The 23,269-nt window shown below is 64.8% G+C and carries 23 protein-coding genes; 15 read left to right on the top strand and 8 right to left on the bottom strand.

What is annotated here, in order from left to right; translation table 11 throughout:
• Positions 1–50 precede the first annotated feature (50 nt).
• The 8 genes from AC0L6F_RS10300 to AC0L6F_RS10265 all read left to right on the top strand — a co-directional run bounded on the left by AC0L6F_RS10300 (position 51) and on the right by AC0L6F_RS10265 (position 7,071).
• Complete coding sequence (locus AC0L6F_RS10300; protein ID WP_473537830.1) at positions 51–950, top strand: LysR family transcriptional regulator; 900 nt, start codon at positions 51–53, stop codon at positions 948–950.
• Positions 951–1,085: 135 nt separating this feature from the next.
• Complete coding sequence (locus AC0L6F_RS10295; protein WP_473537829.1) at positions 1,086–1,934, top strand: SMP-30/gluconolactonase/LRE family protein; 849 nt, start codon at positions 1,086–1,088, stop codon at positions 1,932–1,934.
• 6 nt (positions 1,935–1,940) lie between these two features.
• Complete coding sequence (locus tag AC0L6F_RS10290) at positions 1,941–2,708, top strand: HpcH/HpaI aldolase family protein (RefSeq protein ID WP_473537828.1); 768 nt, start codon at positions 1,941–1,943, stop codon at positions 2,706–2,708.
• Positions 2,705–4,123, top strand: a complete 1,419-nt coding sequence (locus AC0L6F_RS10285; protein WP_473537827.1) for an MmgE/PrpD family protein — start codon at positions 2,705–2,707, stop codon at positions 4,121–4,123. The genes AC0L6F_RS10290 and AC0L6F_RS10285 overlap by 4 nt, the downstream gene beginning before the upstream one ends.
• A gap of 4 nt (positions 4,124–4,127) precedes the next feature.
• Entirely contained in the window at positions 4,128–4,331 is a 204-nt protein-coding gene (locus tag AC0L6F_RS10280; protein WP_473537826.1) for a tautomerase family protein, read from the top strand.
• 51 nt (positions 4,332–4,382) lie between these two features.
• Entirely contained in the window at positions 4,383–5,372 is a 990-nt protein-coding gene (locus AC0L6F_RS10275; RefSeq protein ID WP_473537825.1) for an ABC transporter substrate-binding protein, read from the top strand.
• Positions 5,373–5,425: 53 nt separating this feature from the next.
• Entirely contained in the window at positions 5,426–6,229 is an 804-nt protein-coding gene (locus AC0L6F_RS10270; RefSeq protein ID WP_473537824.1) for an ABC transporter ATP-binding protein, read from the top strand.
• Positions 6,226–7,071, top strand: a complete 846-nt coding sequence (locus AC0L6F_RS10265) for an ABC transporter permease (protein ID WP_473537823.1) — start codon at positions 6,226–6,228, stop codon at positions 7,069–7,071. Before AC0L6F_RS10270 ends, AC0L6F_RS10265 begins: the two co-directional genes overlap by 4 nt.
• Before the next feature lie 228 nt (positions 7,072–7,299).
• Here AC0L6F_RS10265 and AC0L6F_RS10260 read toward each other — a convergent pair whose 3' ends face one another.
• Positions 7,300–8,190 carry an HNH endonuclease gene (locus AC0L6F_RS10260; protein WP_473539990.1) on the bottom strand — a complete coding sequence of 297 codons (891 nt, stop codon included), beginning with the start codon at positions 8,188–8,190 and terminating at the stop codon, positions 7,300–7,302.
• 196 nt (positions 8,191–8,386) lie between these two features.
• Entirely contained in the window at positions 8,387–9,151 is a 765-nt protein-coding gene (locus AC0L6F_RS10255) for a hypothetical protein (protein ID WP_473537822.1), read from the bottom strand.
• A 134-nt stretch (positions 9,152–9,285) separates the two neighbouring features.
• Between AC0L6F_RS10255 and AC0L6F_RS10250 the strand changes: the two genes are divergently transcribed.
• The 4 genes from AC0L6F_RS10250 (at position 9,286) to AC0L6F_RS10235 (ending at position 13,517) form a co-directional block, all read left to right on the top strand.
• A complete protein-coding gene (locus AC0L6F_RS10250; protein WP_473537821.1) occupies positions 9,286–9,591 on the top strand; it encodes an AAA family ATPase in 306 nt (101 codons plus the stop codon).
• A 142-nt stretch (positions 9,592–9,733) separates the two neighbouring features.
• A complete protein-coding gene (istA, locus tag AC0L6F_RS10245) occupies positions 9,734–11,305 on the top strand; it encodes an IS21 family transposase (RefSeq protein WP_473537820.1) in 1,572 nt (523 codons plus the stop codon).
• Positions 11,302–12,048, top strand: coding sequence for an ATP-binding protein (locus AC0L6F_RS10240; protein ID WP_473537819.1), 747 nt, complete (start codon positions 11,302–11,304; stop codon positions 12,046–12,048). The genes istA and AC0L6F_RS10240 overlap by 4 nt, the downstream gene beginning before the upstream one ends.
• Before the next feature lie 179 nt (positions 12,049–12,227).
• Entirely contained in the window at positions 12,228–13,517 is a 1,290-nt protein-coding gene (locus tag AC0L6F_RS10235; protein ID WP_473537818.1) for an ATP-dependent DNA helicase, read from the top strand.
• On the opposite strand, the gene AC0L6F_RS10230 is transcribed toward AC0L6F_RS10235, so the two are convergent.
• The 3 genes from AC0L6F_RS10230 to AC0L6F_RS10220 all read right to left on the bottom strand — a co-directional run bounded on the left by AC0L6F_RS10230 (position 13,421) and on the right by AC0L6F_RS10220 (position 16,803).
• Positions 13,421–15,457 (bottom strand): hypothetical protein, encoded by a 2,037-nt coding sequence (locus tag AC0L6F_RS10230; protein WP_473537817.1) that lies wholly within the window; start codon positions 15,455–15,457, stop codon positions 13,421–13,423. The two genes, AC0L6F_RS10235 and AC0L6F_RS10230, sit on opposite strands and share 97 nt — an antisense overlap.
• Before the next feature lie 202 nt (positions 15,458–15,659).
• Positions 15,660–16,307, bottom strand: coding sequence for a hypothetical protein (locus tag AC0L6F_RS10225; RefSeq protein ID WP_473537816.1), 648 nt, complete (start codon positions 16,305–16,307; stop codon positions 15,660–15,662).
• A 292-nt stretch (positions 16,308–16,599) separates the two neighbouring features.
• On the bottom strand, positions 16,600–16,803 hold the full coding sequence (locus AC0L6F_RS10220) for a hypothetical protein (protein ID WP_473537815.1): 204 nt from the start codon (positions 16,801–16,803) through the stop codon (positions 16,600–16,602).
• Positions 16,804–17,065: 262 nt separating this feature from the next.
• On the opposite strand from AC0L6F_RS10220, the gene AC0L6F_RS10215 reads away from it, so the two are divergent.
• Entirely contained in the window at positions 17,066–17,815 is a 750-nt protein-coding gene (locus tag AC0L6F_RS10215; protein WP_473537814.1) for a hypothetical protein, read from the top strand.
• Complete coding sequence (locus AC0L6F_RS10210; protein ID WP_473537813.1) at positions 17,808–18,947, top strand: helix-turn-helix domain-containing protein; 1,140 nt, start codon at positions 17,808–17,810, stop codon at positions 18,945–18,947. Before AC0L6F_RS10215 ends, AC0L6F_RS10210 begins: the two co-directional genes overlap by 8 nt.
• 147 nt (positions 18,948–19,094) lie before the next feature.
• Here AC0L6F_RS10210 and AC0L6F_RS10205 read toward each other — a convergent pair whose 3' ends face one another.
• Positions 19,095–20,060, bottom strand: a complete 966-nt coding sequence (locus tag AC0L6F_RS10205; RefSeq protein WP_473537795.1) for an IS481 family transposase — start codon at positions 20,058–20,060, stop codon at positions 19,095–19,097.
• Positions 20,061–20,608: 548 nt separating this feature from the next.
• Here AC0L6F_RS10205 and AC0L6F_RS10200 point away from each other — a divergent pair.
• Positions 20,609–21,139, top strand: a complete 531-nt coding sequence (locus AC0L6F_RS10200) for a hypothetical protein (protein ID WP_473537812.1) — start codon at positions 20,609–20,611, stop codon at positions 21,137–21,139.
• 27 nt (positions 21,140–21,166) lie between these two features.
• On the opposite strand, the gene AC0L6F_RS10195 is transcribed toward AC0L6F_RS10200, so the two are convergent.
• Complete coding sequence (locus AC0L6F_RS10195; RefSeq protein ID WP_473537811.1) at positions 21,167–22,105, bottom strand: hypothetical protein; 939 nt, start codon at positions 22,103–22,105, stop codon at positions 21,167–21,169.
• A 356-nt stretch (positions 22,106–22,461) separates the two neighbouring features.
• The gene (locus AC0L6F_RS10190) at positions 22,462–23,076 is read right to left on the bottom strand and encodes a hypothetical protein (protein ID WP_473537810.1); all 615 of its coding nucleotides are present in this window, start codon (positions 23,074–23,076) and stop codon (positions 22,462–22,464) included.
• Positions 23,077–23,269 lie beyond the last annotated feature (193 nt).

Genomic DNA, 23,269 nt, shown 5'->3' with positions numbered 1-23,269 from the left:
CTCGGATATCGTTGGATTCGTTTGCGGATGGCGTCTGAGACGGGGCTTCCATGGAGATCAGGCAGTTGCGCTATTTTGTCGCTGTTGCCGAGGACGGGCAGTTCAGCCGGGCCGCCGTGCGGCTCGGCGTGGCACAGTCGACGATCAGTGAGCAGATCCGCTCGCTGGAGGGCGAGCTCGAAACGGAGCTCCTGCTGCGCTCGAGCCGCTCCGTCCTGCTGACGGAAGCGGGTGCGAGCTTTCTTGAGGGTGCCCGCCGCATCCTCGAGGATCTTGAGAGTCTCGCCGACACCGCTCAGGAGATCGGGTCCGGCCGCCGAGGGCGTCTTCGGATCGGCGCTCTGACGCCTTCGCTCGCCACGTTGATTCCGTCGATCCTGCAGATCTACGTGAAGCGGTTCCCCGCCGTCGAGGTTCAGCTGATCAGAATGTCGACGGATCATCAGCTGAACGGGCTGCTCACGGGCGACCTCGACGTCGGGTTCGTGCGCGGCGTCCATCATCGACACGGCGTGCGGGTCGAGTCCCTTCTCGAGGAGCCACTCCTGGCCGTGCTGCCCTCCACCCATCGGCTCGCAGGGGCGAAGAGCCTCAGTCTGTCCGAGCTCGACGGCGAGACGTTCATCTTCTGGCCGCGGTCGGACAACGCATCGTTTTACGACCGCATCATCGCGACGTGCCACGAGTTCGGTTGCATCCCCGGGAAGATCACCGCCAGCGCCAACATGGAGACGCAGATGGCGCTCATCAGCGCGGGTCTCGGGGTCTCGGTGCAGCCGCTGTCGTTCCGATCATCCGGCAATGCAGACGTCGCCTTCGTTCCCGTGCACGACCTGGCGAAGCCCGTGCAGATGCAGCTCGCCTGGATCCCCGGCGCGGCGACCCAGCCGACGCGGGAGTTCGTGTCGATCGCCATGGAAACCGCCGAGAACGGAACGTTGCGCCGATGATGAACGCCATCCACAACTATCGGTGAAACCGATGGATTGATCGCTGAAGCCCCCTGCATCTCCGTCTTGGATCTTCCTAGACTCGTTGCCATTGGCGCGGGATCCGCGACAGACCGGGCAAGAGAAAGAGCAGGCATGGAGTTCACAGTCGTTGCATCTGATGTCGGATTCACCGAAGGTCCGGTGTTCGCTCAGAACGGTGACATCCTCTTCACGTCGATCGACCGCGGATGCGTCTATCGAGTGCACGGCGACGAGACGGTCGTACACGGTTTGACGGGTGGAGGCCCGAACGGTCTGACAGAGGGTGCCGATGGCGTCATGTACGTTGCTCAGAACGGCGGGAAGTTCCCTGCGCACCGGTGGCCGGGCGTCACCGGAGGCGTGCAGGCGATCCTTCCCAGCGGTCGGGTCGAGACCATCACCCAGGATCCGATCCATCCGAACGATCTGTGCTTCGGCCCGGACGGTCATCTCTACGTGACCGACCCCAGCCGCAATCCCGAGCGCAACGACGGCCGACTGTGGCGGGTCGATGTCGCGAGTGGCGAGACTGACTTCCTCGGGTCGACCTCTTGGTATCCGAACGGCATCGGGTTCACCACCAACGACGACGCCGTCTATGTCGCACAGGGCGCGGAGGGGTGCATCCTGCGCATCCCGTTCACCGGCGAGCGCCGGCTCGGCGCGCCCGAGGTCTTCATCCGGCTCGATCACGGTCGCCCGGACGGCTTTGCCTGGGACGTCGATGGGAATCTGGTCGTCGGAGCCATCACCGGAACAGCGCCTGGCGACCTTCAGGTCTACGACCGGGAAGGATCCCTTATCGAGGTCATCCGGCCAGGAGAGGGCACGAAGTACACGAACGTCGCGATCTCCGCAGAGGGCCAGCTCATCGTCACGGACTCCGACAAGGGGAGTCTACTGACGGCGCCATGGCCCGTCGCGGGGATGCCACTGCACCCCTTCCGCACGGGAGCGTGAGAAGCGATGGCGAACAGAGTCCGGAACCGGCTGGCCGGGGGTGAGAACGCCCTGTGCGTCACGCTCGACTTCCCCACCGCGGCGGCCGCGGAGTACCTCGGACGCCTCGGAGTCGACGCCCTGGCGGTCGACCTCGAGCGAGGGTTTCCGGACTGGGCGCGACTCGAGGACGTCGCGCGGGCATGCGCCGTCGCGGAGGTCGATCTGATCGCGCGCCTGCCGGTGAACCGTGATCTGATCGGCCGCTGCCTCGACATCGGGGTCGACGGGCTCGAGCTCACTCACGTCGAGGGCGCCGATGACATTCTCGCCGTGCGAAGCTGCGTGACGTTCGCCCCAGACGGTGAGCGGGGGCTCGGGCGTTCGCGGGTGACCCATTTCGGGGGTTACCCGGGCGGTTACCAGAAGCTGGTGGCGGACGGCTCCTGGCCGCTCATCATCGTCCACATCGAGAGTCGCCGGGGAGTCGAGCAACTGCCCGCGATTCTGCTCCCCGAAGTCGACATCGTCCTGCCGGGCGCCTACGACCTGTCGAACGACCTCGGCCTCGCGGGCCAGGTCGACCGGCAGGAGGTCCGGGACGCAGTGCAGACCGTCATCGGCACCGCCAAGGGCGCCGGAAAGATCATCGGTCTGTCGGCGAGCACCCCCGCAGCCATCGCCGATGCACGTGACCGTGGCGCCCGGTTCCTCCTCGCGGCGGAGTCGCGCCTCCTCTCCACATCTATCGAGGAACTTGATCGCGCCGTCCAGGCTGAAGGAGAAATGCGATGACGATTGCGGCAACGGAGTCGATCGCACGATTCGCCGTCGACAGCGACCTCTCCGCTCTCGACAGCGAGGCGCTGAGGATTGCGACGCGCGCATTCGTCGACACGATCGGCGTCGCGATCGCGGGCGTCCCCGAAGTCGCCGTGACAGCTCTGACCGCTTCGGCCCCCGCCCCCGCCGCCGGCGAGGCGGCGGGCGCGACCCTGATCAGCTCGGGTGCGGGCACCTCAGCCGTACACGCGGCACTCGTGAACGCCACCGCCGGGCATGCGCTCGACTTCGACGATCACCTCAACGATGTGAACGGCCACCCGAGCGTCGTCCTCGTGCCACCGATCCTCGCCGTCTGCGAGTCCCGATCCTTCTCCGGACGGCAGGCGCTGGAAGCGTACGTGGTGGGGCATCAGGTGATGTGTGCGATCTCCGCGGCGCTGCCTGTCCGCGCACATTGGACCCTGGGGTGGCACGCGACCGGGACCGTCGGGATCATGGCGGCCACGGCCGCATGCGCGCGTCTTCTCGGACTCGATGTGCTCCGGACGCGGTATGCCCTCGGTATCGCCGCATCTCTGGCCTCAGGAAGCCGGCAGAACTGCGGATTCACGGTGAAGCCGCTGCACGCGGGCATGGCCGCGTCTCACGCGGTGCTCGCGGCGTCCCTCGCCGAGAGTGGTTACGACGCCGATCCCGAACACCTCGAATCCGCGCTCGGCTACTTCCATGTCTTCGGGGTCGAACCCGATCTCAGCAGGATCGCCCCCGTTCTTGAGGAGCGATGGACGGTCACGACTCGCGGACTGAACGTCAAGTCCTTCCCCGCCTGCTATGCCGTCCACCCTGCAGCCCGTGCCGCATCGGCCATCGCCGCCCGTGGCCTCGACACCGGGGACATCGAGCGCATCGATGTGACGGTGCAGCCGACGGGTCTCACCGGGCCGATCCACCACCGGCCCACGACGGGGCTCCAGGCGAAGTTCAGCATGGAATACACGGTCGCCGCAGCCCTCGCCGGAGAGACGCTGTCGCTGCGATCATTCGAGGACCCCGCGGTCAGGCGGCCGCATATTCAGCGGCTGATCCCGCTCGTGGCGACTCATGAAGCGGTCGTTCCGCCGATCGGGCCGACCGAGTACGGGCGCTGGTTCTCGACGGTACGTGTGCAGCTCCGCGACGGCACGCTGCTCGAAGAGCGCGCGGACATGCCGCATGGGCATGCCGGCTCGCCTCTCACCGACGCCGAGCTCGATGCCAAGTTCGCCGAATGCGCTCAGACACCAGGCAGCGCCTGGGATGCGCGCCGGCTTCTGGACGAGCTCCGTGCGATCGACACCCGATCGACGCTGCGCGGGCTGTTCGCGAACGCGCGGGTCGCGAAGCCGACCGAGATTTACCCGAACCACCACCAAGAGATGGAGTAAAGAGATGCCGAACATCACCGTGGAGATCTTCCGTGGACGGACGCTGGACCAGCGCCGCCAGTTCGTCGAGGGAGTCACCCGCTCCGCCGTCGACGCGTTCGGGATCAAGCCCGAAGGGGTGCGGATCACGTTCTTCGAGATCGAGCGCTCCGACCTCGCCCGCGGCGGCGTCCTGTTCAGCGACATGGACAGCGCGAACAAGTCCTGACAACTGGGACCGCCACCATAATCAACGCCGATTATCGAAAGCAGATTCATCATGAGACAACGACTTCGCAAGAGCCTTCTGGGCACCGTGGTGCTGACGGCCGTGATGGTCGCCGCCGCCGGCTGTGCGGGCGACGCCACCACGTCCGGCGGCGACTCGTCATCGGGCACTGTCACTGTCAAGCTCGCAACCTCGATCACCGGGAGCTCGTTCCTCGGTGTCACCGCCGGGCTCAAGGAGGGCATCTTCGCCAAGCACGGCATCGATCTCGAGGTGACCAAGGTCAAGGACACCAGCACGGGCGTCGCAGCGCTCGTCAGCGGGCAGGTGGATGTCGCCGCGATGCTCACCGAAGGAGCGATCGGCGCTGTCGCCGCAGGGTCGGACATGAAGATCATCGCGAACCTGCTCACTGAGGACCAGCACATCCTCTACGGCGGCAAGGGGATCACCAGGGTCGAGGACTTCGCCGGAAAGAAGATGGCGGTGGTCGGCCCCGGCAGCGGCACCGAGATCCTCGCGAAGTACCTCTTCGAGAAAGCGGGTATCGAGAACAAGGTCACCTACGTGCCCAGCGGTGCGGCATCGGTTCAAGTGGCCTCTCTCATCGCGGGGCAAGTCGACGGAGCCGGGCTCGTGCAGCCATACGCCGATCAGGCGGCCGCGCAGGGCATGAACAAGGTCCTCGACTATCGCGACATGATCCCCGGTCTCACCCCTCAGGTGTTCGGAGCGTCAGGTCAGGCCATCAAGAACAAGCCCGACGCTCTGAAGAAATTCCTCGCGGCATACACCGAGAGCACCCAGTGGATCGTCGCGCACCCGGACGAGGCCGTCGGCATCCTGAAGGGCGACGCGAAGGTGAGCGAAGAGATCGCCCGCTCCTCGTACGAATTCGCGAAGCCGGACTACTCGCTCGACGGCAGGGTCAGCACCGAGGGCCTCACGACGTGGATCCGGCTCACGAAGGAGTACGGCAAGGTCACCGGCACCGTGGCAGTCGACGACATCTACGACCCGTCGTTCCTCCCGGAATCATGACGGCGGTGATGGCGGACACGGACGTCCGCACAAAGGAGAGAGGCACTCGCCCCATGACTGCATCGCATGCCGAGCCGGTCATTCGCATCGAGAAGGTTTGCTTCGGCTACGGCAGGAAGCTGGTGATCGACAATGTCGATATCGCCATCGAGGCGGGTCAGTTCGTATCGCTGATCGGCCCGAGCGGATGTGGGAAGAGCACTCTCCTCGCGATGCTCGACGGTATGGCTTCCCCGGACTCGGGAAGCATCCTGGTCAACGGGAGGGCACCGAAGCCGGGCGATCCCGAGCGGGCCATGGTCTTCCAGAACTTCGCGTTGATGCCGTGGAAGACCGTGCTCAGCAATGTCGAGCTGGGCTTGCGATATCGGCGGCCCGAGCTTCCGAAGAAGGGACGGCGCGAGACCGCCCTGCACTTCCTCGACAAGGTGGGGCTCGCGTCTGCGGCCGAGCTGTATCCGCACAATCTCTCTGGAGGGATGCAGCAGCGCGTCGGACTGGCCCGCGCGTTCGCCGTTGAGCCGAGCATCATGCTCATGGACGAACCGTTCGGCGCTCTCGATGCGCAGAACGCGGAGATCCTCCGCGAGGAGTTGCGCTCGCTGGTCGCAGAGGAAAACCGGACGATCGTCTTCGTCACCCACAACCTCGACGAGGCGATCCAGCTCTCCGACCGCATCCTGCTGATGTCGGCGGGGCCGTCTCGGATTCGCGACGACATTCGGGTGGACCTCCCGGAAGCGCATTCGGCCGAGTATGTCGCGCGATACGACGAGTATCGCGAGCATCTGTGGGACCACCTCCGTCACGAGGTGGAGACCGTCCAGCAGCGCGAGCGCGAAGGAGAGACGTCGTGAGCGTCAGCATCCAGGAGAAGAGGCGCCACGACGGAACCGTCGAGCGTATCCGCGTCGAGCCGCGCAAGTCATGGTGGCGACGGTATGAGAAGCTGACCCTCCCCATCACCGCGGTCGTCGTCATTCTGATCGTCTGGGAGACCGCGGGGGCCTTCAAGCTGTGGAACCCGCTGTTCTTCAGTTCGCCGTCGCAGATCTTCCAAGGACTCATCGCCCTCGCCCAGGGTCCGCTCTGGTCCGATCTCGCCGTCAGCGGGACGGAGTTCCTCATCGGCATGGCCATCGCGCTGGCCCTGGGTGTGCCGCTCGGGATCCTTCTCGGATCGAACCGTCGGCTCCGCATCGCCTTCGACCCAATCGTGAACGCGCTCTACTCGACGCCGATCCTCGTCCTCACGCCGTTGCTGGTCATCTGGTTCGGGCTCGGTATCGGCTCGAAGATCGCGAACGTCGCGATCCTCGCGATCTTCCCGGTTCTCATCAACATGATCGAGGGCGTCCAGACGACGGATGCCACCCTCATCCGGGCCGCCAGATCCTTCGGCGCGCGGGGGCTGAAGGTCTACCGGGATGTCACGTTCCCCTCGATCCTGCCGTTCTTCATCACCGGGCTGCGGCTGGCCATCGGGAAGGGAATGATCGCGGTCGTGGTCGGCGAGTACATCGCAGCGACCGTCGGAATCGGATACCGGATCAGGTCGGATGCCGAGGTGTTCAACACGCCGCGCTATCTGGCTGGTGTGGTCGTCATGGTGATCATCTCGGTGATCATCATGGCCATCGTGAAGGTATTCGAGCGTCGGATGGCACCGTGGCGCGAAGCTGGGTCGGGACGCGAGTGATCCCTGTCTGAAGGCGGACTGCCGACCACGCTCGAAAGCTGTGCGGGGGTAGAAGTCGCGCTTCTCGGTGACAGTGACGACACGCAGCAGCGCGAGTGTCTCATCCGCCGCGGCGCTGTGTCGGCAGTGCTGCACGCATACCGGCCACCCGACGCCATTCCTCGGTCGCCGGCAGACTCACTGACCGCTCGTGATGGGAGGACGCAGACCCCTAGAGGGGTGTTCGAGTCACCGTGCCGCGAACTCAGCGAACCGTTCCGCAAGCCGTTCACGTGACGGCTGCTCAGTGCGTCGGGTCGGCAGGCGAATGTCCCGTCCGTGCATATCCTGCAGGCCGTGCCGCAACATGGGGCCGTCCACCTCGTTGAGAAGGTCGGAGTTGATGCGCACTTCGAAGTCAGGCGTGATCCCCATCAGGTTTCGGTCGTAGGCCGCGTGGTGGATCTTGCACATGGCGAGCCCATTCGTCACGTGGGCGACGCCGTGCTCCGAAGCATCCGGAACAATGTGCGCAGCATCCAAGAGCTCAGCGTGGCGCAGCGCACACACCGTGCACGAGCCGTCGTAGGCGTGCAGGACACGCGCTCGAAAGATGGGCTGATGGAGGCGAGTCTGCACGAGCCGGTCGGCATAGCGCTTCTGCGCGATCGTGTAAGCCATGGGGTCGCCCAGCAGTGCGAGACCTTCGTCAAGGGGAAAGCGCACCACCCGGCCCGCTGGGTCGTTCTCCGCGATCTGGATCGGGTAATACGGCAGGTAGTACCCCTCGCGCACCGCGCGGAAGTACACGATCGGATCCTGATCCTCGAACGCGCGGATCAGCTTGACGTTGTCTCCGCCCTCGCCTGCGCGATAGTGATACGTGACCCAGCCGTCATCACTTTCGTAGTCCTCATACTGGTTCTTCTTCCAGCCCGACATGATCGACAACGTCGACGAGAAGTCAGCTGGGTTCCGGATGCCGCGACCTGTGTCGAGCAGTGGGATGCGCTCACCGCGATACTCGTATGACAGCAGCAGTGTACGCGGAATCTCGTACCCGCCGTGGCCGATCAAGACATCATCGAGCCAGCGGAAAACGTCCTCGCGGATCGCTGCTTGTTCAGCCACACTGCGCATTCGTGCCACGGTTCGATCATGGCCTAACTAGCCTCGTCACGGGCAAACAGTGTGCGCAGACCGTGACGGACGACCTCGCTTTCGCTCGCGTAGTCGCCAGAAGCAACGCGTGCCCTGAGCGGCTCGGCCATTGTTTGGAAGCTGTGATACTGAATTGTGTCGTCGTGCGCATTTGAGGAAGACGGAAGTGCCCTCTTCACTCTGCCCGCGGGCTCAAGTCGATCCGCATCCAGTCGACGTCCCCGTCGCGCTCGCCGATGTAGCGCAGCAAATCCTCCTGCCGCGGCTGGCCCATCACCAGCCGATAGGCACCCACGGTGCGCTGCAGGCGCTCGAGTTGCGCCGACTCGCGGCTCAGCGGTTGCGCGGGCACGTACCGCTCGATGACCTCGCCGTCGGGTCGCGTGAACACCCAAGACGGAGTGATGTCGGATGCCGCCTCTGGCCGATCCGCGACGGCTGCATCGAACATCGCGGCCCACGGATCGTCGTCCGGCCTTGCCAGCGCCGCATCACCGTACTGCGCCGCTACGTTCTTGCGCACGGCGTGCCCCTTGTACCGGTGCACGCGTCCCTCGCGCTGCTCAAGATCGACGGGGTTGCTCGGCAGATTCCAGTGCACGACGGCGTGACTGTACGTGTGGAAGTCCGGGCCTTCTTTGCCCGGCGATGAGCCGTCTTGGGAGGCGCGCGGCCGCGACGAGACTGCAGCGATCGATCCGAGTCTGACCGCGCCGCGCGCATCCACTCCCGTCGTTGCAACAGACCCACAGGCAGTCGACCTGGATCTGCTCGCTGCAAAGGCGGTCGTCGATGCGGACGAACGGTCCACATCATGCGGCGGACGGTTCAGCATCTTCGACATCCGTGCGGGCGCAATACGCGCGCTCTCGCGCTCGGGCGTCGTTGCGGAGCGCGACAGGCTGGATGGCTTGATCTCCGAGATTGCGGAGCGTGCCACACGGGCCGTCTACCGGCTCGTTGCGGATGATCCGCTGGCGCACGCGAAGGCGTTCATGGCGACCCAAGCAGTGCGCGCCAAAACACGTCTCGCCGGCCGGTTGGACGTGCTCGCCGAACCGGGGCGCTCCCCAGATGCCGGGCGAGTTGCTCCGGTTCGCGCCGAACGAGGATCTGTCGGCACTGGATGCGTCGCAGGGCATTGCCGCATGTGCCATCGCCGGCTCGGACGGGCTCGTGACGGTGACCGGACCCGCCGGAGCGGGCAGGACGACGATGCTGCGCGCTGCGTTCGCGACGCTCACGTCGCAACGGCGGCGGATGCTTGTCGTTGCTCCCACGCGGAAGGCAGCATCGGTGGCGTCTCGCGAGGTCGGGGCCGCGGCATCCAGTATTCATGCCCTGCTCTCGGATCACGGCTATGAATATTCGCGTTTCTGAGCGCCAGGGGTATTGCGGTTGAGCACCGGTTGCCCGTCGATGTGATCGTGTTCGTGGGCGCCGCTCGATATTCGGGGTGAGCGCCACCCTCGTAGGCTCCTCCTGCCGTGTGGCCAATCACGCGGCAGGAGGAGTGATTCGGATGGTACGCAAGATCAAGGCGAAGCTGGTGCTTCGGCTTCGCGCGGAAGGCCTCACCGGGCGGCAGATCGCCGCGCAGGGCATGTCCCGGCACTCGGTAGCCGCAGTCATCGACGCAGCCGACCGAGAAGGCATCGGCTGGGACGATATCGCCGACCTCGAGGAAGCAGCCGTGTATGCGCGACTGTTTCCCGGGAGGGGCGAGCATGAGAGCGTGCACGCGCAACCGGATTGGGAGCGGGTGCACCGGGAGCTCGCGAAGGTTGGGGTGACTCTGAAGCTGCTGCACGGTGAGTATGTCGATGCGTGCCGTGCCAAGGGTGAGACCACGATGGGCTATGACCGGTTCTGCAAGACCTACGCGCGGTACGTCCTTATCGCCGGGGCCGCGTCCCGCGTCGGTCACAAGGCGGGGCAGACGGTCGAGGTCGACTGGTCGGGGCCGACGATGCAGCTGACTGACCCGGTCACCGGCGCGTCGACGGCGCGGGTCTATCTGTTCGTCGGCACGTTGCCGTTCTCCCGGTACGCGTTCGTTGAGCCGACGCTCGACATGAAGCAGGACACCTGGCTGCGTGCGCACACGGCGATGTTCGACTGGTTCGGCGGGTCCGTCCCACGGGTCGTGCCCGACAACCTGAAGACCGGGGTGATCAAGCACCCAGCCGAGGGCGAGGTGGTCCTCAACGACGCGTATCGGGAGCTGGCCGCGCACTACTCGGCCGCGGTACTGCCGGGCCGGGTGCGCAAACCGAAAGACAAGGCGAGCGTGGAGAACACGGTCGGCAACATCGCCACCTGGGTGATCGCGTCCCTACGCGACCGGCCGTTCGGGACGCTGCCGGAGCTGCGCTCGGCGGTCTATGAGCGCGTCGCCGCGTATAACGCGGAACCGTTCCAGAAACGCGCCGGGTCCAGGTCGAGCGTGTTCGAAGCGGAGGAGAAGCCATTGCTGCGACCGCTGTCGGCCGTGGCGTTCGAGATCGCCCGATGGGTCTACGGACGCCGCGTCCAGAAGAACGGGCACGTGGTGTTCGAGAAGAACTTCTACTCCGTCCCCGCCGCCCACATCGGTGCCAGCGTCGACCTGCGGGTCACCGACACGACGATCGAGGTGTTCGCGGGGCAGGATCGGCTGACCAGTCATCTGATCGCCCCGGCCGGGATGGTCAACGAGTATCGGACGCATGATGGTGACCTGCCCGACGGGTCCCGCTACCGGCAGTGGGACGCGGCCCGGGTCCGGGAGTGGGCGGCCCGAATCGGGGAGAACACGACCACCGTCGTGAACCGGATCTTCGAGGCCGTGCCGGTCGAGGAGCAAGGCCTCGACGCGGCCCTCGCCGTGCTGCGGTTGACGCGCCGATACTCCGCCACCAGGGTCGAAGCCGCCGCGGGCATCGCGCTGGCCTCACGAGTGAGATCACCACGTTACGCGCACCTGCGGCCGATCCTCGCCTCGAACCAGGACCAACGCGGCAGGGGTACCTGGCTCGAACCCTCCGAGCCCACGGCCGAGCCTGGCGGGTATGTTCGCGGCGCGGACTACTACGCCGATGGGGGCGCCCGGTGAGCCGGCTCGACTCGGAGACGAAGCGGAAGCTGCGTGAGATGGGGGTCACATCGCTGGTGGACGCGTTCGACGTGCAGGACGACACCCTCACGTTGGGGATGGTGTTCGAGGAGCGCATCAAGCTCGCCGTCGACGACGCCCACGCCACATTCACCCAGTCGAAGGTCGAGGGACTCATCCGACGTGCGGGCTTGCGTTACCCGAACGCGGACCTGCGCCGCCTCGACCTGCTCGAGCAGCGGGGCCTGGACCGGGGCGTGATCGCGCAGCTCGGGACCTGCCAGTTCATCACGAGGCAGCAAAACGTCGTGTTCCAAGGCTTCACCGGGTCAGGGAAGTCCTACCTCGGGTCCGCGCTCGCGAAGCAAGCCTGCAAACACCGCTACCGGGCCCACTACATCCGCATGCCCGACCTCGAAGAGGCCTGGGCCGTCGCTCGAGACAAGCCCGCCGGGAAGGAGAAGTGGCTGCGCAAATATTCGGCGTTCACGATCCTGGTGATCGACGAATGGCTCCTCGACCCGCCAACGGACGACGTTCGGAGCATGCTCCTCGAACTCCTTGAGCGGCGCTACGACGCCGCTTCGACGGTGTTCTGCACCCAATACGCGAAGAAGGACTGGCACCAACGCCTCGGCGGTGGCGTCCACGCCGACGCGATCATGGATCGCATCGTGCACAACACGCTCTGGATCGAAACCGGCGACGTCAACATGCGCGAACACGCCGCGATGACCAGCTGACCCAGCCCGCCGGTGAGCGTCGCGCCGCGGGTGGCGCTCACCGGCGATACCCGGCGGCCCCGAAACGCAATACCGGGTGGCGCGCCACCACAATATTCACTGGCGCTCAGAGGTGCAAATACTCAGGCTACCGATGGAGCACCGACGAGGCCGGTGCGAAGGTGTGGACCAGGCTTCGAGTGGGAGAAGTCGATCCCAGCACGGGCGCCGTATACGGCGGACCCACCCAGTACGTGTTGCGTTCTCGCGATCGGATCGTCGTCGACGAAGCCGGCATGGTCGACCTGCAGACGGCGAACGTCCTCGTCGAGCTCGCGATCGAGCAGGGCGTCGGACTGGCGTTCGTGGGTGACACGCATCAGGCGTTACCGGTCGGACATGCGGGCGCGATGGGTTCCGCGATCCGGCACGCGAACGCTGCGATCGAGCTCGACACGGTGCACCGGTTCCGCGATCCCGAGTACGCGGCGGTCACGCTGCGGCTGCGGGATGCGGGTGATCGCGAGCGTGCGCTGGTGGTTGCGGGCGAACTCGCCGAACACGGGCACGTCGATCGGGTCGATCATCACGACGCGGCGCGTGAGCGGCTGATCGACGCGTACCGCGAGTGGCACGCGGGCGGCAAGCGGGTAACGCTGGTATCCGGCACGAATGCTGAGGCGGATGCGATCAACGATGCCATCCAGCAGCGGCGAGTCGATCAGGGCGAGCTCGACGTCCGCGCAGTCGCATGGGGAATGGGGCAGCAGCGGATCCTCGTCGGCGATACCGTCCAGACCCGTCGCAACGACCGGTTCACGGGCGTCGAGAATCGCGCGCAGTGGATCGTGCGCGGCATCAACGAAGAGTTCGTCGATCTCGTGTCGGTTGGCGACAGCGGCGAGTTGCGGCGAGTGTCTGCCGAGTATGCACGTCAGCACCTGCAGCTCGCCTACGCGTCGACGGTGCACGGGGTGCAGGGCGACACCGCCGACGCCTCCGTGGTCGGGCCGGATGTGGACGCGGCGGGGCTCTACGTCGGCCTCACACGCGGGCGCTTGCACAACGTAGCGATCGTGGTCGCGCGGACGGATGCCGCCGCCCGCGAGTGTCTCGCCGAGTCGATGCAGCGAGGTACGCCCGAACTGACGATGCAGGATGCCGTGCGCGCGGCTCAGGCGGAGGTGCGGCGCGCGGCGGAACCGGGAGGCGGCGATGGTGATGGGGCCGGCGGTTGGGGTGTCGAGTGCGGGGCGCGGGATCGGGATGTAGCGGCGCTCCACACGCGGAGCGGTCAGCGGGCAGGCTTTCGGGCCGGCTATTCGCGCGAGGTCGGACGCGTCATGAAAGGCGCTCGCGATATCTCATCACGTGTGTTGATGAAGGACCGGCTTCAGAGCGGTGGCTCGTTGTGGTCCGATCCCTCAAGCGACGTGGCAAGCGTTGTTAGTCGAAGTGCGATGGTTGTCACGGGCTCAACTGCAAGGTAGTGACTCCCCTTGAGAGCTACGCCTGCGATTAGTGGTGAAGCGAGAAGGTCGGCAGCGATTCGAAGGTCGTCCTTGTCGGCCTTGATTGCGAACTGGTCGCGAATGGCCCGGTACATTCCGTCGAGATCAAGGCCTGCCGTGACGTTAGGGTCGTTTTCCTCTGCCTCGCGCAACAGGACAGTCAGAACGATGCCAACCAGTCCCGTCGCCGCGCTCCGCGCCGTCAGGGATTTATCGAGCTCCTGATGCCTGAGATTGCCCTCGAGAAGCGCCCTGAGGTCTGCGCGCCCGAGCGGCGTGGTGGAGTGCCGGAGAACTAGCGAGGCGAGCAAGTCGGTCGAGATCAGCGCGATCTTCTTGTCAGCGGCCCAGGTCGAGAGTCGCCCAGCGAAACCTGGGCCCACAATGGCCGCGAGCGATGCCTCGTGCTTTCGTTTGTGGTCTTCGATCGCATCGAGCTTGACCGCATTCTCATTGACGACGCCGTGTGTTGACGACTTGGCATCGATGATCGCGATGGTCCTCTCTGCTGGTTGCGTGCCGATCTCGACCAAGACATCTGTGTTTCCCGGGCCACCGACGACCTGGGCTGCCGCGCCGAGATAACTGAGCGCGGCGGCGACAGCCCGCTCAAGTCTTTGAGGCTGCTCCGACCGCGTGCCCGCGGCCACGAGTTCGCTCGCGATTTCCTCGGCAGTCGGCTCGGGCTCATTGGCGGCGATCGGCCGAGTCACCTCCTCGACGTTCTCCATGATCGGGCGTCGAAGCGGCAGCGAATCAGCAAGATTGCGCCCAAAGAGAGTGCTCGCGTAACGCGCATATCCGATCTCGCGAATAGCGCCAACCGCGAGGAGGAAGGGAAGGATTCGCGCCACCGCGAGGGCAGAAGTACTACCTTGGCCGTACCGCACATCGATGGCTGCGGCCAGCGAAGGAGCTCGGTTCGCCTCATCGATCAAGCCGATCACCTCGCCCACCGGGAACGTCCTAGCGTGAAGAATTCGTACGAGATCTAGCGTGGAACCTGACTGGAGCCACTCGCGGGCCGTCGGACTCGCGACGAACGTAGATCGTCCAGTTGGGTCGAACAGGCCGCAGCCGCGAAGAGTTCCAAGCGAAGACTTAGCGCTACTCTCGCTGAGGTCAAACGTTGCGCGCGCGGTGGCAACGAAGTCCTCGATCGAGGTCTGCTGCAAAGCAAGCGCGGCGAGAACAGCGATCGACTTCTCAACCGGGCTGTCGGGATTGGCTGGGAGGTAGCCCAGCCCGCGACGGCGCTCCCTGTCCACAGTCGGGTCGGCGGCATGGGTCATCACGAGAGCTTGGATTGCCGGCCCGGAGTTCGGCAGGGGTGTGGACAGCTGATCATTTTCGTCACCGGCGTCGGTCACGTGTAGAACGAGGGCTGGTAAGACGTCGCGACCGCGATCTGTGATCGCATAGAAGTTGTTATAGAGGCGCTCCGCGAATCCGAGCGATATGAGCCACGTCATCCGTCGGCGGATCTGGTCCCGGCTTCGCCAGTCGAGCTCGTACTCGTCGTTGGCAAGATCGTGCAACTCGACCATTTCGCGAGGCCTGTCGCTGATGGCAGAGAGGAGCTCGCCAACGAATTTGGCCCTTGCGTGAATCTGCTTCAGCAGGTCAGCTGGCGAGGGATCCTTCAGCCACTCGCGACCGAAGTGCCCAACCTCAATTTGCCGTTCGGCAGTCCGTGTCAAGATGTCGAAAGGCGCCAGCTGATTCGCGTATTGCTCGAGGGTGTATCGCGTGTCTGACGTGGGGTTCAAGAAGGCCGTCTCTTTAGGCAATGGCCCCGCGTCGACCAGCCACTCCAGCAGACGGATGAGCTGGTCTCGCCAGCCATCGGTTGGGCTCGGAAGAGTCGGTACCGCACCAACTTTCGCTAGCCACGGCAGATCTTCCGTTTCGATTTCCATAACTGGACGATACCGTTCCACGTGAACGGCTCGCTGGCGATGCGAGTCATGCAAATCCAATGAAGCTGACAATGTCGAGCACGTGCGGAGCGAAGCAGTCTTCCCGCACGCAACGAGGTCTTTGGAGCGATCGTATGTGGACCGGTCAAAGTACGCCCGACCTCTACCGACGAGACCGATATGAGCCGGAGAGAGGTTCGGTTTAGGAAACCGAACCAGCCGTATGCAGGAACATCGAGACGATCGCGGTTGCCGCAGCGAGCGAAACCAGCAGCGGAGACGTGAGCGCGATGATCCACCGCGTGACCGCGGGATGATCGCACACGCTCGTTACGCGCTGTCCGAGTAAGTAGGTGACGGACCGCGCGAAGCCTGCGCGACGATGATCGACGCCGAGCCGTTTGACGTCAATCGTCAGCCACACCAGGAAGATGACGATCGCGGCCTGGATCGCGTAGATTCCCACAGCCCCGACGAGCGAAGACAGCGCGTCGGCAACTTGCTGCGCCGAGCCCGCAGGAACAGCCACCCCGGCCATGCCGCCTAGGAACGTGGAAACGCAAAGCAGGAAGGCCGCAGTTCCGTAACGGCCAAGCCACGACAGCCGGTTAACGAGATGACTCTGGTCGGCGAGTCGAGGAAGGGGGCGAGCGCCGGCAAGCACTGTGATCGTGATGCCGGCGACGACCACCGTCAGGGACCAGAACAACGCGATTGCCCACACTTGGCCGAATAGTGACCCAATGCCGACCACGAAGTAGAGCGTCGTCAGCACCGGGATCGGACCCAGCAGCGTGGACGCGATCAATTCGACACGAGAAGGACGTTCCCCGGCTGCGACTGTGCTCATGTCGTCAACATACGGTCAACCTCGGACGTTCCAGGACCGTCTTGCGATGAGGTCAGCGCTTCCGCCCGTCAAGAGCTAGTTGCCAGTTTGAGCTCGCGCACGAATGCTTGTGCGGATATCGGCCGTCCGGATTCCTAGCGCGACGAGTTGCAGTCGCATCTGCTGAAATCGGATCCGAGGAACAGCATGATCTCGGGGCGCTGGTATCCGTCTGTAATCCCCTTCGGTGCCACCGAGGCCGACGGCACCGAAGGGGACCGTGAGTCACGCGCACGCCAGGTGCGCGTGACTCCTACTTCTTGCGGGTGCCGTAGGGGCTCTGGTTGGTCGGCTTCAGCGAAACGCCGAGATCAGACGCGCGGGACTGAACGGCATCCGGCGTGCGACCGAGGTGAAGGCCGATGACGCGCGTGGGAGTGTTCCCCGCAGCCTCGCGGCGCAGTTGTGCGTTGTCGGCGGCGGTCCAGGGCTTGTTGTGGTTCTTCGGATCGGGCATGGTGCTGGCTCCTTACTGGTGACCTCGATCGACCGCGCCCCATAGAATCGTTGGTGTTCTTCCGGAACTCTCGACCCCGTGGCGGCACGACCGCTGCGGGGTCGTTTCGTTTGTCTCCGTTGAGACGAGACGAGCATAGCGCGTGGATGCGCAATTGGTGAAGAGAACTGAAGTTTTAGCGTGTCGCCATCGCCAAAGTCGCTAGCCGAGGTGTAACTTTTTTGATGTCGGCAGGGCGCCGGCGCAATCAAGGGGGTCTCGCGTGGCTACACATCCGGATTGGCTTACCGAGCTGCTGGGGCCTCGCACGGTCGATGTCGTGGCCCGAATTCCGGATGGTCTGCGCACCGCCAACGAGCGGGCGAAAGACGCACAGACCGCCAGCCGGCTTCGTCAACTGAACCCGTACGGCAACTCGTTGTGGCTCGCCGTTCACGAAGAGATGGTCGCGGCTGCAGCCGCGGCGGGAGAGTTCTCGGTTTACCGTCCCGACGGCGCGTCGTACGACATTCCGGTCGTCAATGACACAGCCATCTACGCATATCGCCAGGACTCCCGGGTCAAGGAGAGCCTGGACAGCGCGGCGATGGAACCCCGCCGGATCCGTGATGCATTGGTTGCGCTGTCGAATCGGATGCCTCGCGCTCAGGTACTCGAGTTCGGTGCCGGTGAAGAAGAGGGCTGGGGAACCTCCGCGCCGGTGTGGCCGCGTCGCGCACTCCTCGTTCCCTTCGTCGCGAACGCCGACTCGGGGGTCCTCGGGGCGGGCCTCGGCCAGGGCCGACTCCGCGCAGACGGATTCGTGGAATGGGTCCATTTCGTTCCGCTGGACCTCGACCTTTACCGGGCGGCACCGCAGCGCCTCCGCGAAGTCGACGCAGAACCTCGCTTCGACACCGGCATGATCCCGGTGCCTTCCATGTCTCCGCGGCGTCGAAAGGCGATTTCCCCGGTAGACGAGGACGAGATCGCGCGTGCGCGGGAAGCCGCGAAGATTGTCTCCGATGACTAGTCCCACCGAACCTCGTACCGCCGACGTCGCGGCACTGTTCGACGCAGGCAGGCTCCGTCAAGCGCGGCGGCTCGCGGTGATGACGAAGCAGGCCCTGGCATCTCAAGTGGGGGTCTCGGCCGCTGCGGTTGGCCAGTGGGAAGCGGGAGTGAATGCTCCCCGCCCGAATGTGCTGGAAGCCGTGGCACGCGTTCTCGATGTTCCGGTCCCGTTTTTCGCGACAGGTCGGCCACGCGCTGTTCTCGACAGCTCCGACGCGCACTTCAAGTCGCTACGGGCTACGACGGTGGGGCAGCGAAGTAAGGCACTCGCCTACACGGAGCAGGTATGGGAGTTGACTCACGCGCTCGAACGCTGGGTGCAGTTCCCTGACATCAACCTCCCCACTCCCCGATCTGTTGACGGGCCTCTTGACCGGGCCGCGTTGCGTGAAGCGGCAGAGGGCTTGCGTGAGCAATGGGGGATCCATCTAGACGAGCCGTTTCCGCACTTGACTCGTACTGCAGAAGCCAATGGCATCGTCGTCGTCTTCGCCTCCTTCGCCGATGACGCTGAGGTCAAACGAATAAGCGCGTTTTCCACAAGCAAGCTTTCCCGGCCGCTTGTCGTCACGCCCCCGGACCGCATTGATGACGTCTACCGCCACCGCTTCAACCTGGCGCATGAGCTCGGTCATTTCGCTCTCCACCAGGACGAGGTGCACGGGGAGATCGAGATCGAACGGGAAGCCGACGCGTTTGCCGGCGAGTTGCTTCTTCCTGAGCGCGCGATGCGCGCAGCGTTGAGGCCGAAAGTCGAATGGGACTACGTCGCGCACCTGAGTCAGAAGTGGGGAGTCGAGATGAAAGCGATTGTGTACCGCTCCCGCCAGCTCGGCTTGCTCTCCGACGCCTCCGCGCGGCGTGCATACCAGCGGCTGGAGATGATGAAGAGCGCGGGTCTTGTAAAGTCTTCGCCGACAGCGCGGTACGAAGGTGAGACGCCTGTTCTGCTCAAACGGGCCTTCGACTACGCGCGGTCCGAAGGTGTCACCGTGACGGATCTCGCGCATGAACTTGGCTGGCGGGAGTCCACTGTTGAGCGGCTTCTCGGCAATGGCGACCGGCGCCCTCACCTGCGCCCACTTCTCTGACCGCGGTCAGTAGGCCGGCACGGGCATTGGGGAGAGCGAAGCAGGCCAAGAAGCAGCGCCGTCAGCAGCGGGATCAGCTTCGGGACGTAGAGTTCTGGCACGGTGGTGCTCGCGGTGTTCGTGCCGGCGACTAGCTGTACCCGGCCATCAGGTTGGTAGCAGTCGGCTGATCGGCGGGTGGCCTCCGAGTGCGCTATGGCGACGTTCATTGTTGTAGTGCTCGAGCCAGGGTGCAAGGGCTGCGGCTCGCTCTGCATTGCTGGTGAAGGTCTGGCGGTAGGCCCACTCGGTGGCCAGGGTCCGGTTCAGTCGCTCGACTTTGCCGTTCTGCCAGGGGCAGTGGGGCTTGATGAACGTCTGCCGGATCTCGTGCGTCGCGCAGACCTCGCGGAGCGACCACCTGTAGGCCCAGGCGTTGTCGGTCATCAACCGCTCGATCCGGGTGATGCCGTGCGCGGCGAAGTAGACGATCGCGCGCTCGAGGAACGCAGCGCATGTCGGCCCCTTCTCGTCGGGAAGGATCTCGCTGTAGGCCAGCCTGGAGTGGTCGTCGATGAGGGAGTGGACGTAGTCGAAACCGACCTTGGTGTTGCGGTCGCGTTGGATCGACGCGCTGGCGCGGCCGTGGGCGCGCCATCCGCCGCCGTCAGGGATCCGGCCGAGCTTCTTCACGTCCATGTGCACCAGTTCGCCCGGCTGGTCGCGTTCGTACCGCACTGCGGTCTGCTTCGAGGAACGGATCACTTCGCCGGTGATCGGATCGCATTCGCGCAGGTAGGGCACGTTGTGCCGGCGCAGGATCCGGGACACCGTTCGTGCGGGCACCCCGACCTTCGGGCCGAGGACATCGGGGCCGCTTCGCTCCTTGGCCCGTGCAGTGAGGACCCGCTGCTCGATCTCGTCGCTGGTTCTCGTGGGCATCGTGTGAGGTCGTGACGACCGCGTCGCGAGTCCAGCATCGCCTTCGGCGCGAAAACGATCGATCCAGGTCTTCACGCACTTCCGGGAGATGCCCATCGCGGCGGCGATATGGGCTTGCGGCCAACCCGCTTGGTGGCGTTGGACGATCAATCGGCGACCGTGAACGGTCAGTCGCGCGTTACCGTGGGACACGAGAACCTCCGGTGGGTCTTGGCCCTAGACAAGCCACATCCCACTCGGAGGTTCTCGTTCGCTCAACCAGGCTCGCCGCTACCAACGTCCTGGCCGGGTACAACTAGCTGCTCGCACCGAACATCACCCGGGATCCGAGAAGCGTGTCAACCCGCCTCGTCGAGCTCTCGGGAGGTCAGCCCAAGCTCGCGCATGAACGCGCGGGCGGCGGAACACGGACCGACGATTCGTGCCCAAGGGTTCGGTGCGAGCGCAGGGTTGGCCTCGCCGTGGCGGCGGCATGTGGGTCCTTCACGTCCCGATCGGACCGATCCGGAAGGCCTTGCCAAGAGGGATTTACGCCGGCCTCACGGGCGGCTCGGGAATAGGCTCCGGCGCACATGCGTTGCACATCCTGGGCGTGGCGCACGCCCTACTCCGATGTCTCGGTCCGCGCACCGACACAGACGACGACAAGGTCCACGGGATCGCGCTGTATCCAATTCTCAGTTGTCTTCGATTTCCCTCGTCGATGGCTGCGCGGAGCACATCGACGAAAGGTTGAGATCGTGACTACCCACCACAGCCGCAAGGCACAGGTTCGCGCATTCGCGGACCTGAACTCCATCAGCTACACCACCGCGTTCCGTCAGTTCGACGCGACCTCCGGACGCCCGTTGTATGCGGACCAGACACTGGCTCTGCCCGGACGTGAGGAACGCGAACGCGCGTGGGCTGCGGACCACGGGCTCAGTGTGGGCACGCGTGACTCGTGCTTCCACATGCTCGCGAGCGACAGCGGCCTCGTCGGCCGCTTCCACAAGTACGAGTCACGGGCATGTCTGTTCCGAGAGCCCACCCACGTGAGGGATCACGGCCGGGCTTACAACGTCAGGCCCGCCGGAGGGCGCTCTCGACTCGCCGTCGTCACCTTCGCTCCCTACTCGTCTTGGGACTACGACAAGCTCCAGGCTGAGGTCCGAAGCACCGCCGAAGATTACGACTTGCGCTTCCGCATCGGCATGAGCGGTGATCAGACGTACGGGCTCTCGACAGTGCCGGTCGTCCTGTGGAACCCGCGGGTACTCGACCTGAGCTGAGGTTTCAGGACTTTCACCGCAGGGCGCTCACGCGGGTGCGTTCGAAGGTGGAGCCGCTCGGCGATTCCACAGTTCGTGCGCCTGGGAGATCATCTTGTGGGCGACGTCGAGGTGATTCCAGATGGCGACGGCGCTCGGTTCGACGTGCGCGATGGGTTGGTCCCGAACGTCCACGCCGATAAATTGCATGTCGGCCAGCAGGTTCATATTCGACGGTTCTGCGTGCGCGATAGAGCTCGCCGTCGACCAATACCAGTACGTCAGCGCGGGAGACAGCTCGTCCACGTATTGACCCGCCTCGATCACCAGATTCCCCGGAGTGATGGCTTTGTGGACAGTGCGGGCATCGAGCCCAGCCTGTGACGCCATCTGGGTGAGATCCTCGAGCTGGCCGGCGACGAAGTCTTCCTGCGCCTGCAGGCCCGTGTCGTCGTCGGCGAGCTCGGCGTACTTGATAGTGAGCTTGCGGGAGTGCGTCAGTTCCCCAAACCGTAAGCGAAGGGAATGGGTGATTCGCTCGTCGCTGCTGTCCGGACCGAGCACCCACAGCGCGGCGGCCGCGGTCTCGTAGAGGGCGCGTATCATCACAAACTCCGCGGATAGGTGCAGGCGCAGCTCGTCGCGGTTGTCGTTGACCACCATGCTGTCGAATCCGCGCATCAGGTTGTGGAACGTGAGGATGGCGTGGTCCGCCTGCTGCGCGGGGGTCACGTGTAGCAGCGGATCGTTCTTCGTTGCGACGCTCCGCTCGGTCGCCGGGAGCTTCGGCAACCTGAGCTCATCCCCGCGAAGGTCGGAACCGTCCTCGCGGGACATCACGCCGTCACGGTCGTGCATCGACCTTCGCCACACCTCGAGAAGGCCGCCGAGCTTCTGCTGCGCTTCCTGCTCAGACACCTCGTCGCCGTGACGCTGAATGTATGTGCCCACCAGGCCTGCGAAGCGGTGGAAGCCGTCCGTCGTCATGCGATTACCTTAGGGTCCGCTTTGCCGGTCGCGCGGTAGCCGTCGGTGACCCGGTCGCGGGCAGCCTGTCGTTTGACGCTGGGAAGACGACCGTTCACGCGACCGAGGCGGCGCTCACTTGACACTCGACATATCGTCACCGCAACAGCAGGCGCTACGGATGAGTCGCACACCGGTGACCTGGCAGGCAAGAGCCCTGTTCAGCTGCACGCCTCGGCTCCCTACACGAACTACGACCGGCATAACGGGGTCGAGGTGCCCGGCGAAGGATCCAGCTCGAGCGCCCGCATGTTTGAGGATCGGACATGCGTCCAGCTCGCTAGCTTCCCGACGCCCGCGCTTTGGCTTGAGGCGCGTCAGTTGGAGCAATCCCACAGGCGCTCCTTGTACTCTTCCCCGATATTTAGATCATGACCTGCTGAATCCGTCAGTGTGAGGAGTAAGTACTCCATTCGTTGCGGGCAGTTCATAGCCGCTCGTTGCTGCGTGTCGAAGTCAACCCGTATTCGGATCTGTTCGCCCTGCTCAATGGCGATGGGCAACACGCACTCGCGAGCAACCTCTTCCTCGCGAGCGCCGCATTTCACAGCGAAGATCGGGATCGGCTGCTGGCCGATGACAAGGTAGTGCAGTTCGGTAATCGACCCTGCAGCCCGTCCGTTGTTGGCGACGTCCATCCAAACGGAGAAGGTTTCGCTCTGTGTGGTCGACGCCGGAATCCGCCCACCAGTATCGCCCATGTCTTCTTCGGACTGCGCGTTGAGCGGCCCGGTGCCAACGCCGATGACCACAAGGTCCTCGGTCGTCGACTGTTCAATCGCTGCGACCTGCGCCCACGTGGCCCACGCTGTGACCCCGGAGACGGTGAACGACAGAATTGAGAGAACGACTGCCAACCAGTTGAGGAAGGAGTTCGACCTTCGCCGAGCTCGCGATTCGGGGCGGCTCTCCGTGGTTATATCTTCACGCATGGCGTAAGGCTAGGGGAGCTCTTGACTGTACCTATCCATCGCTCGCCGCGTCTGCGATCGACATCTGGACGGCAATGCCCGCGGAGGGATCGCTGTCTGGCGTCGCTTTGACGGGCGGAAGTGTCGCACCACTTCCTCGCTTCGCCGCCCCCTGCTGAGGATAGTTGTTCGATCAGTCCGCAACGACTCCTCG

The organism is Microbacterium sp. G2-16M, from assembly GCF_055809115.1.
This window is presented reverse-complemented; position numbering and strand designations above follow the sequence as displayed.

Coding starts and splice junctions, on each gene's coding strand:
- istA (WP_473537820.1), top strand. CDS start 9,734: ATGGTACGCAAGATCAAGGCGAAGCTGGTGCTTCGGCTTCGCGCGGAA.
- AC0L6F_RS10195 (WP_473537811.1), bottom strand. CDS start 22,105: ATGACGACGGACGGCTTCCACCGCTTCGCAGGCCTGGTGGGCACATAC.
- AC0L6F_RS10280 (WP_473537826.1), top strand. CDS start 4,128: ATGCCGAACATCACCGTGGAGATCTTCCGTGGACGGACGCTGGACCAG.
- AC0L6F_RS10260 (WP_473539990.1), bottom strand. CDS start 8,190: ATGCGCAGTGTGGCTGAACAAGCAGCGATCCGCGAGGACGTTTTCCGC.
- AC0L6F_RS10210 (WP_473537813.1), top strand. CDS start 17,808: ATGACTAGTCCCACCGAACCTCGTACCGCCGACGTCGCGGCACTGTTC.
- AC0L6F_RS10295 (WP_473537829.1), top strand. CDS start 1,086: ATGGAGTTCACAGTCGTTGCATCTGATGTCGGATTCACCGAAGGTCCG.
- AC0L6F_RS10285 (WP_473537827.1), top strand. CDS start 2,705: ATGACGATTGCGGCAACGGAGTCGATCGCACGATTCGCCGTCGACAGC.
- AC0L6F_RS10270 (WP_473537824.1), top strand. CDS start 5,426: ATGACTGCATCGCATGCCGAGCCGGTCATTCGCATCGAGAAGGTTTGC.
- AC0L6F_RS10300 (WP_473537830.1), top strand. CDS start 51: ATGGAGATCAGGCAGTTGCGCTATTTTGTCGCTGTTGCCGAGGACGGG.
- AC0L6F_RS10275 (WP_473537825.1), top strand. CDS start 4,383: ATGAGACAACGACTTCGCAAGAGCCTTCTGGGCACCGTGGTGCTGACG.
- AC0L6F_RS10250 (WP_473537821.1), top strand. CDS start 9,286: ATGCCGGGCGAGTTGCTCCGGTTCGCGCCGAACGAGGATCTGTCGGCA.
- AC0L6F_RS10225 (WP_473537816.1), bottom strand. CDS start 16,307: ATGAGCACAGTCGCAGCCGGGGAACGTCCTTCTCGTGTCGAATTGATC.
- AC0L6F_RS10230 (WP_473537817.1), bottom strand. CDS start 15,457: ATGGAAATCGAAACGGAAGATCTGCCGTGGCTAGCGAAAGTTGGTGCG.
- AC0L6F_RS10220 (WP_473537815.1), bottom strand. CDS start 16,803: ATGCCCGATCCGAAGAACCACAACAAGCCCTGGACCGCCGCCGACAAC.
- AC0L6F_RS10190 (WP_473537810.1), bottom strand. CDS start 23,076: ATGCGTGAAGATATAACCACGGAGAGCCGCCCCGAATCGCGAGCTCGG.
- AC0L6F_RS10290 (WP_473537828.1), top strand. CDS start 1,941: ATGGCGAACAGAGTCCGGAACCGGCTGGCCGGGGGTGAGAACGCCCTG.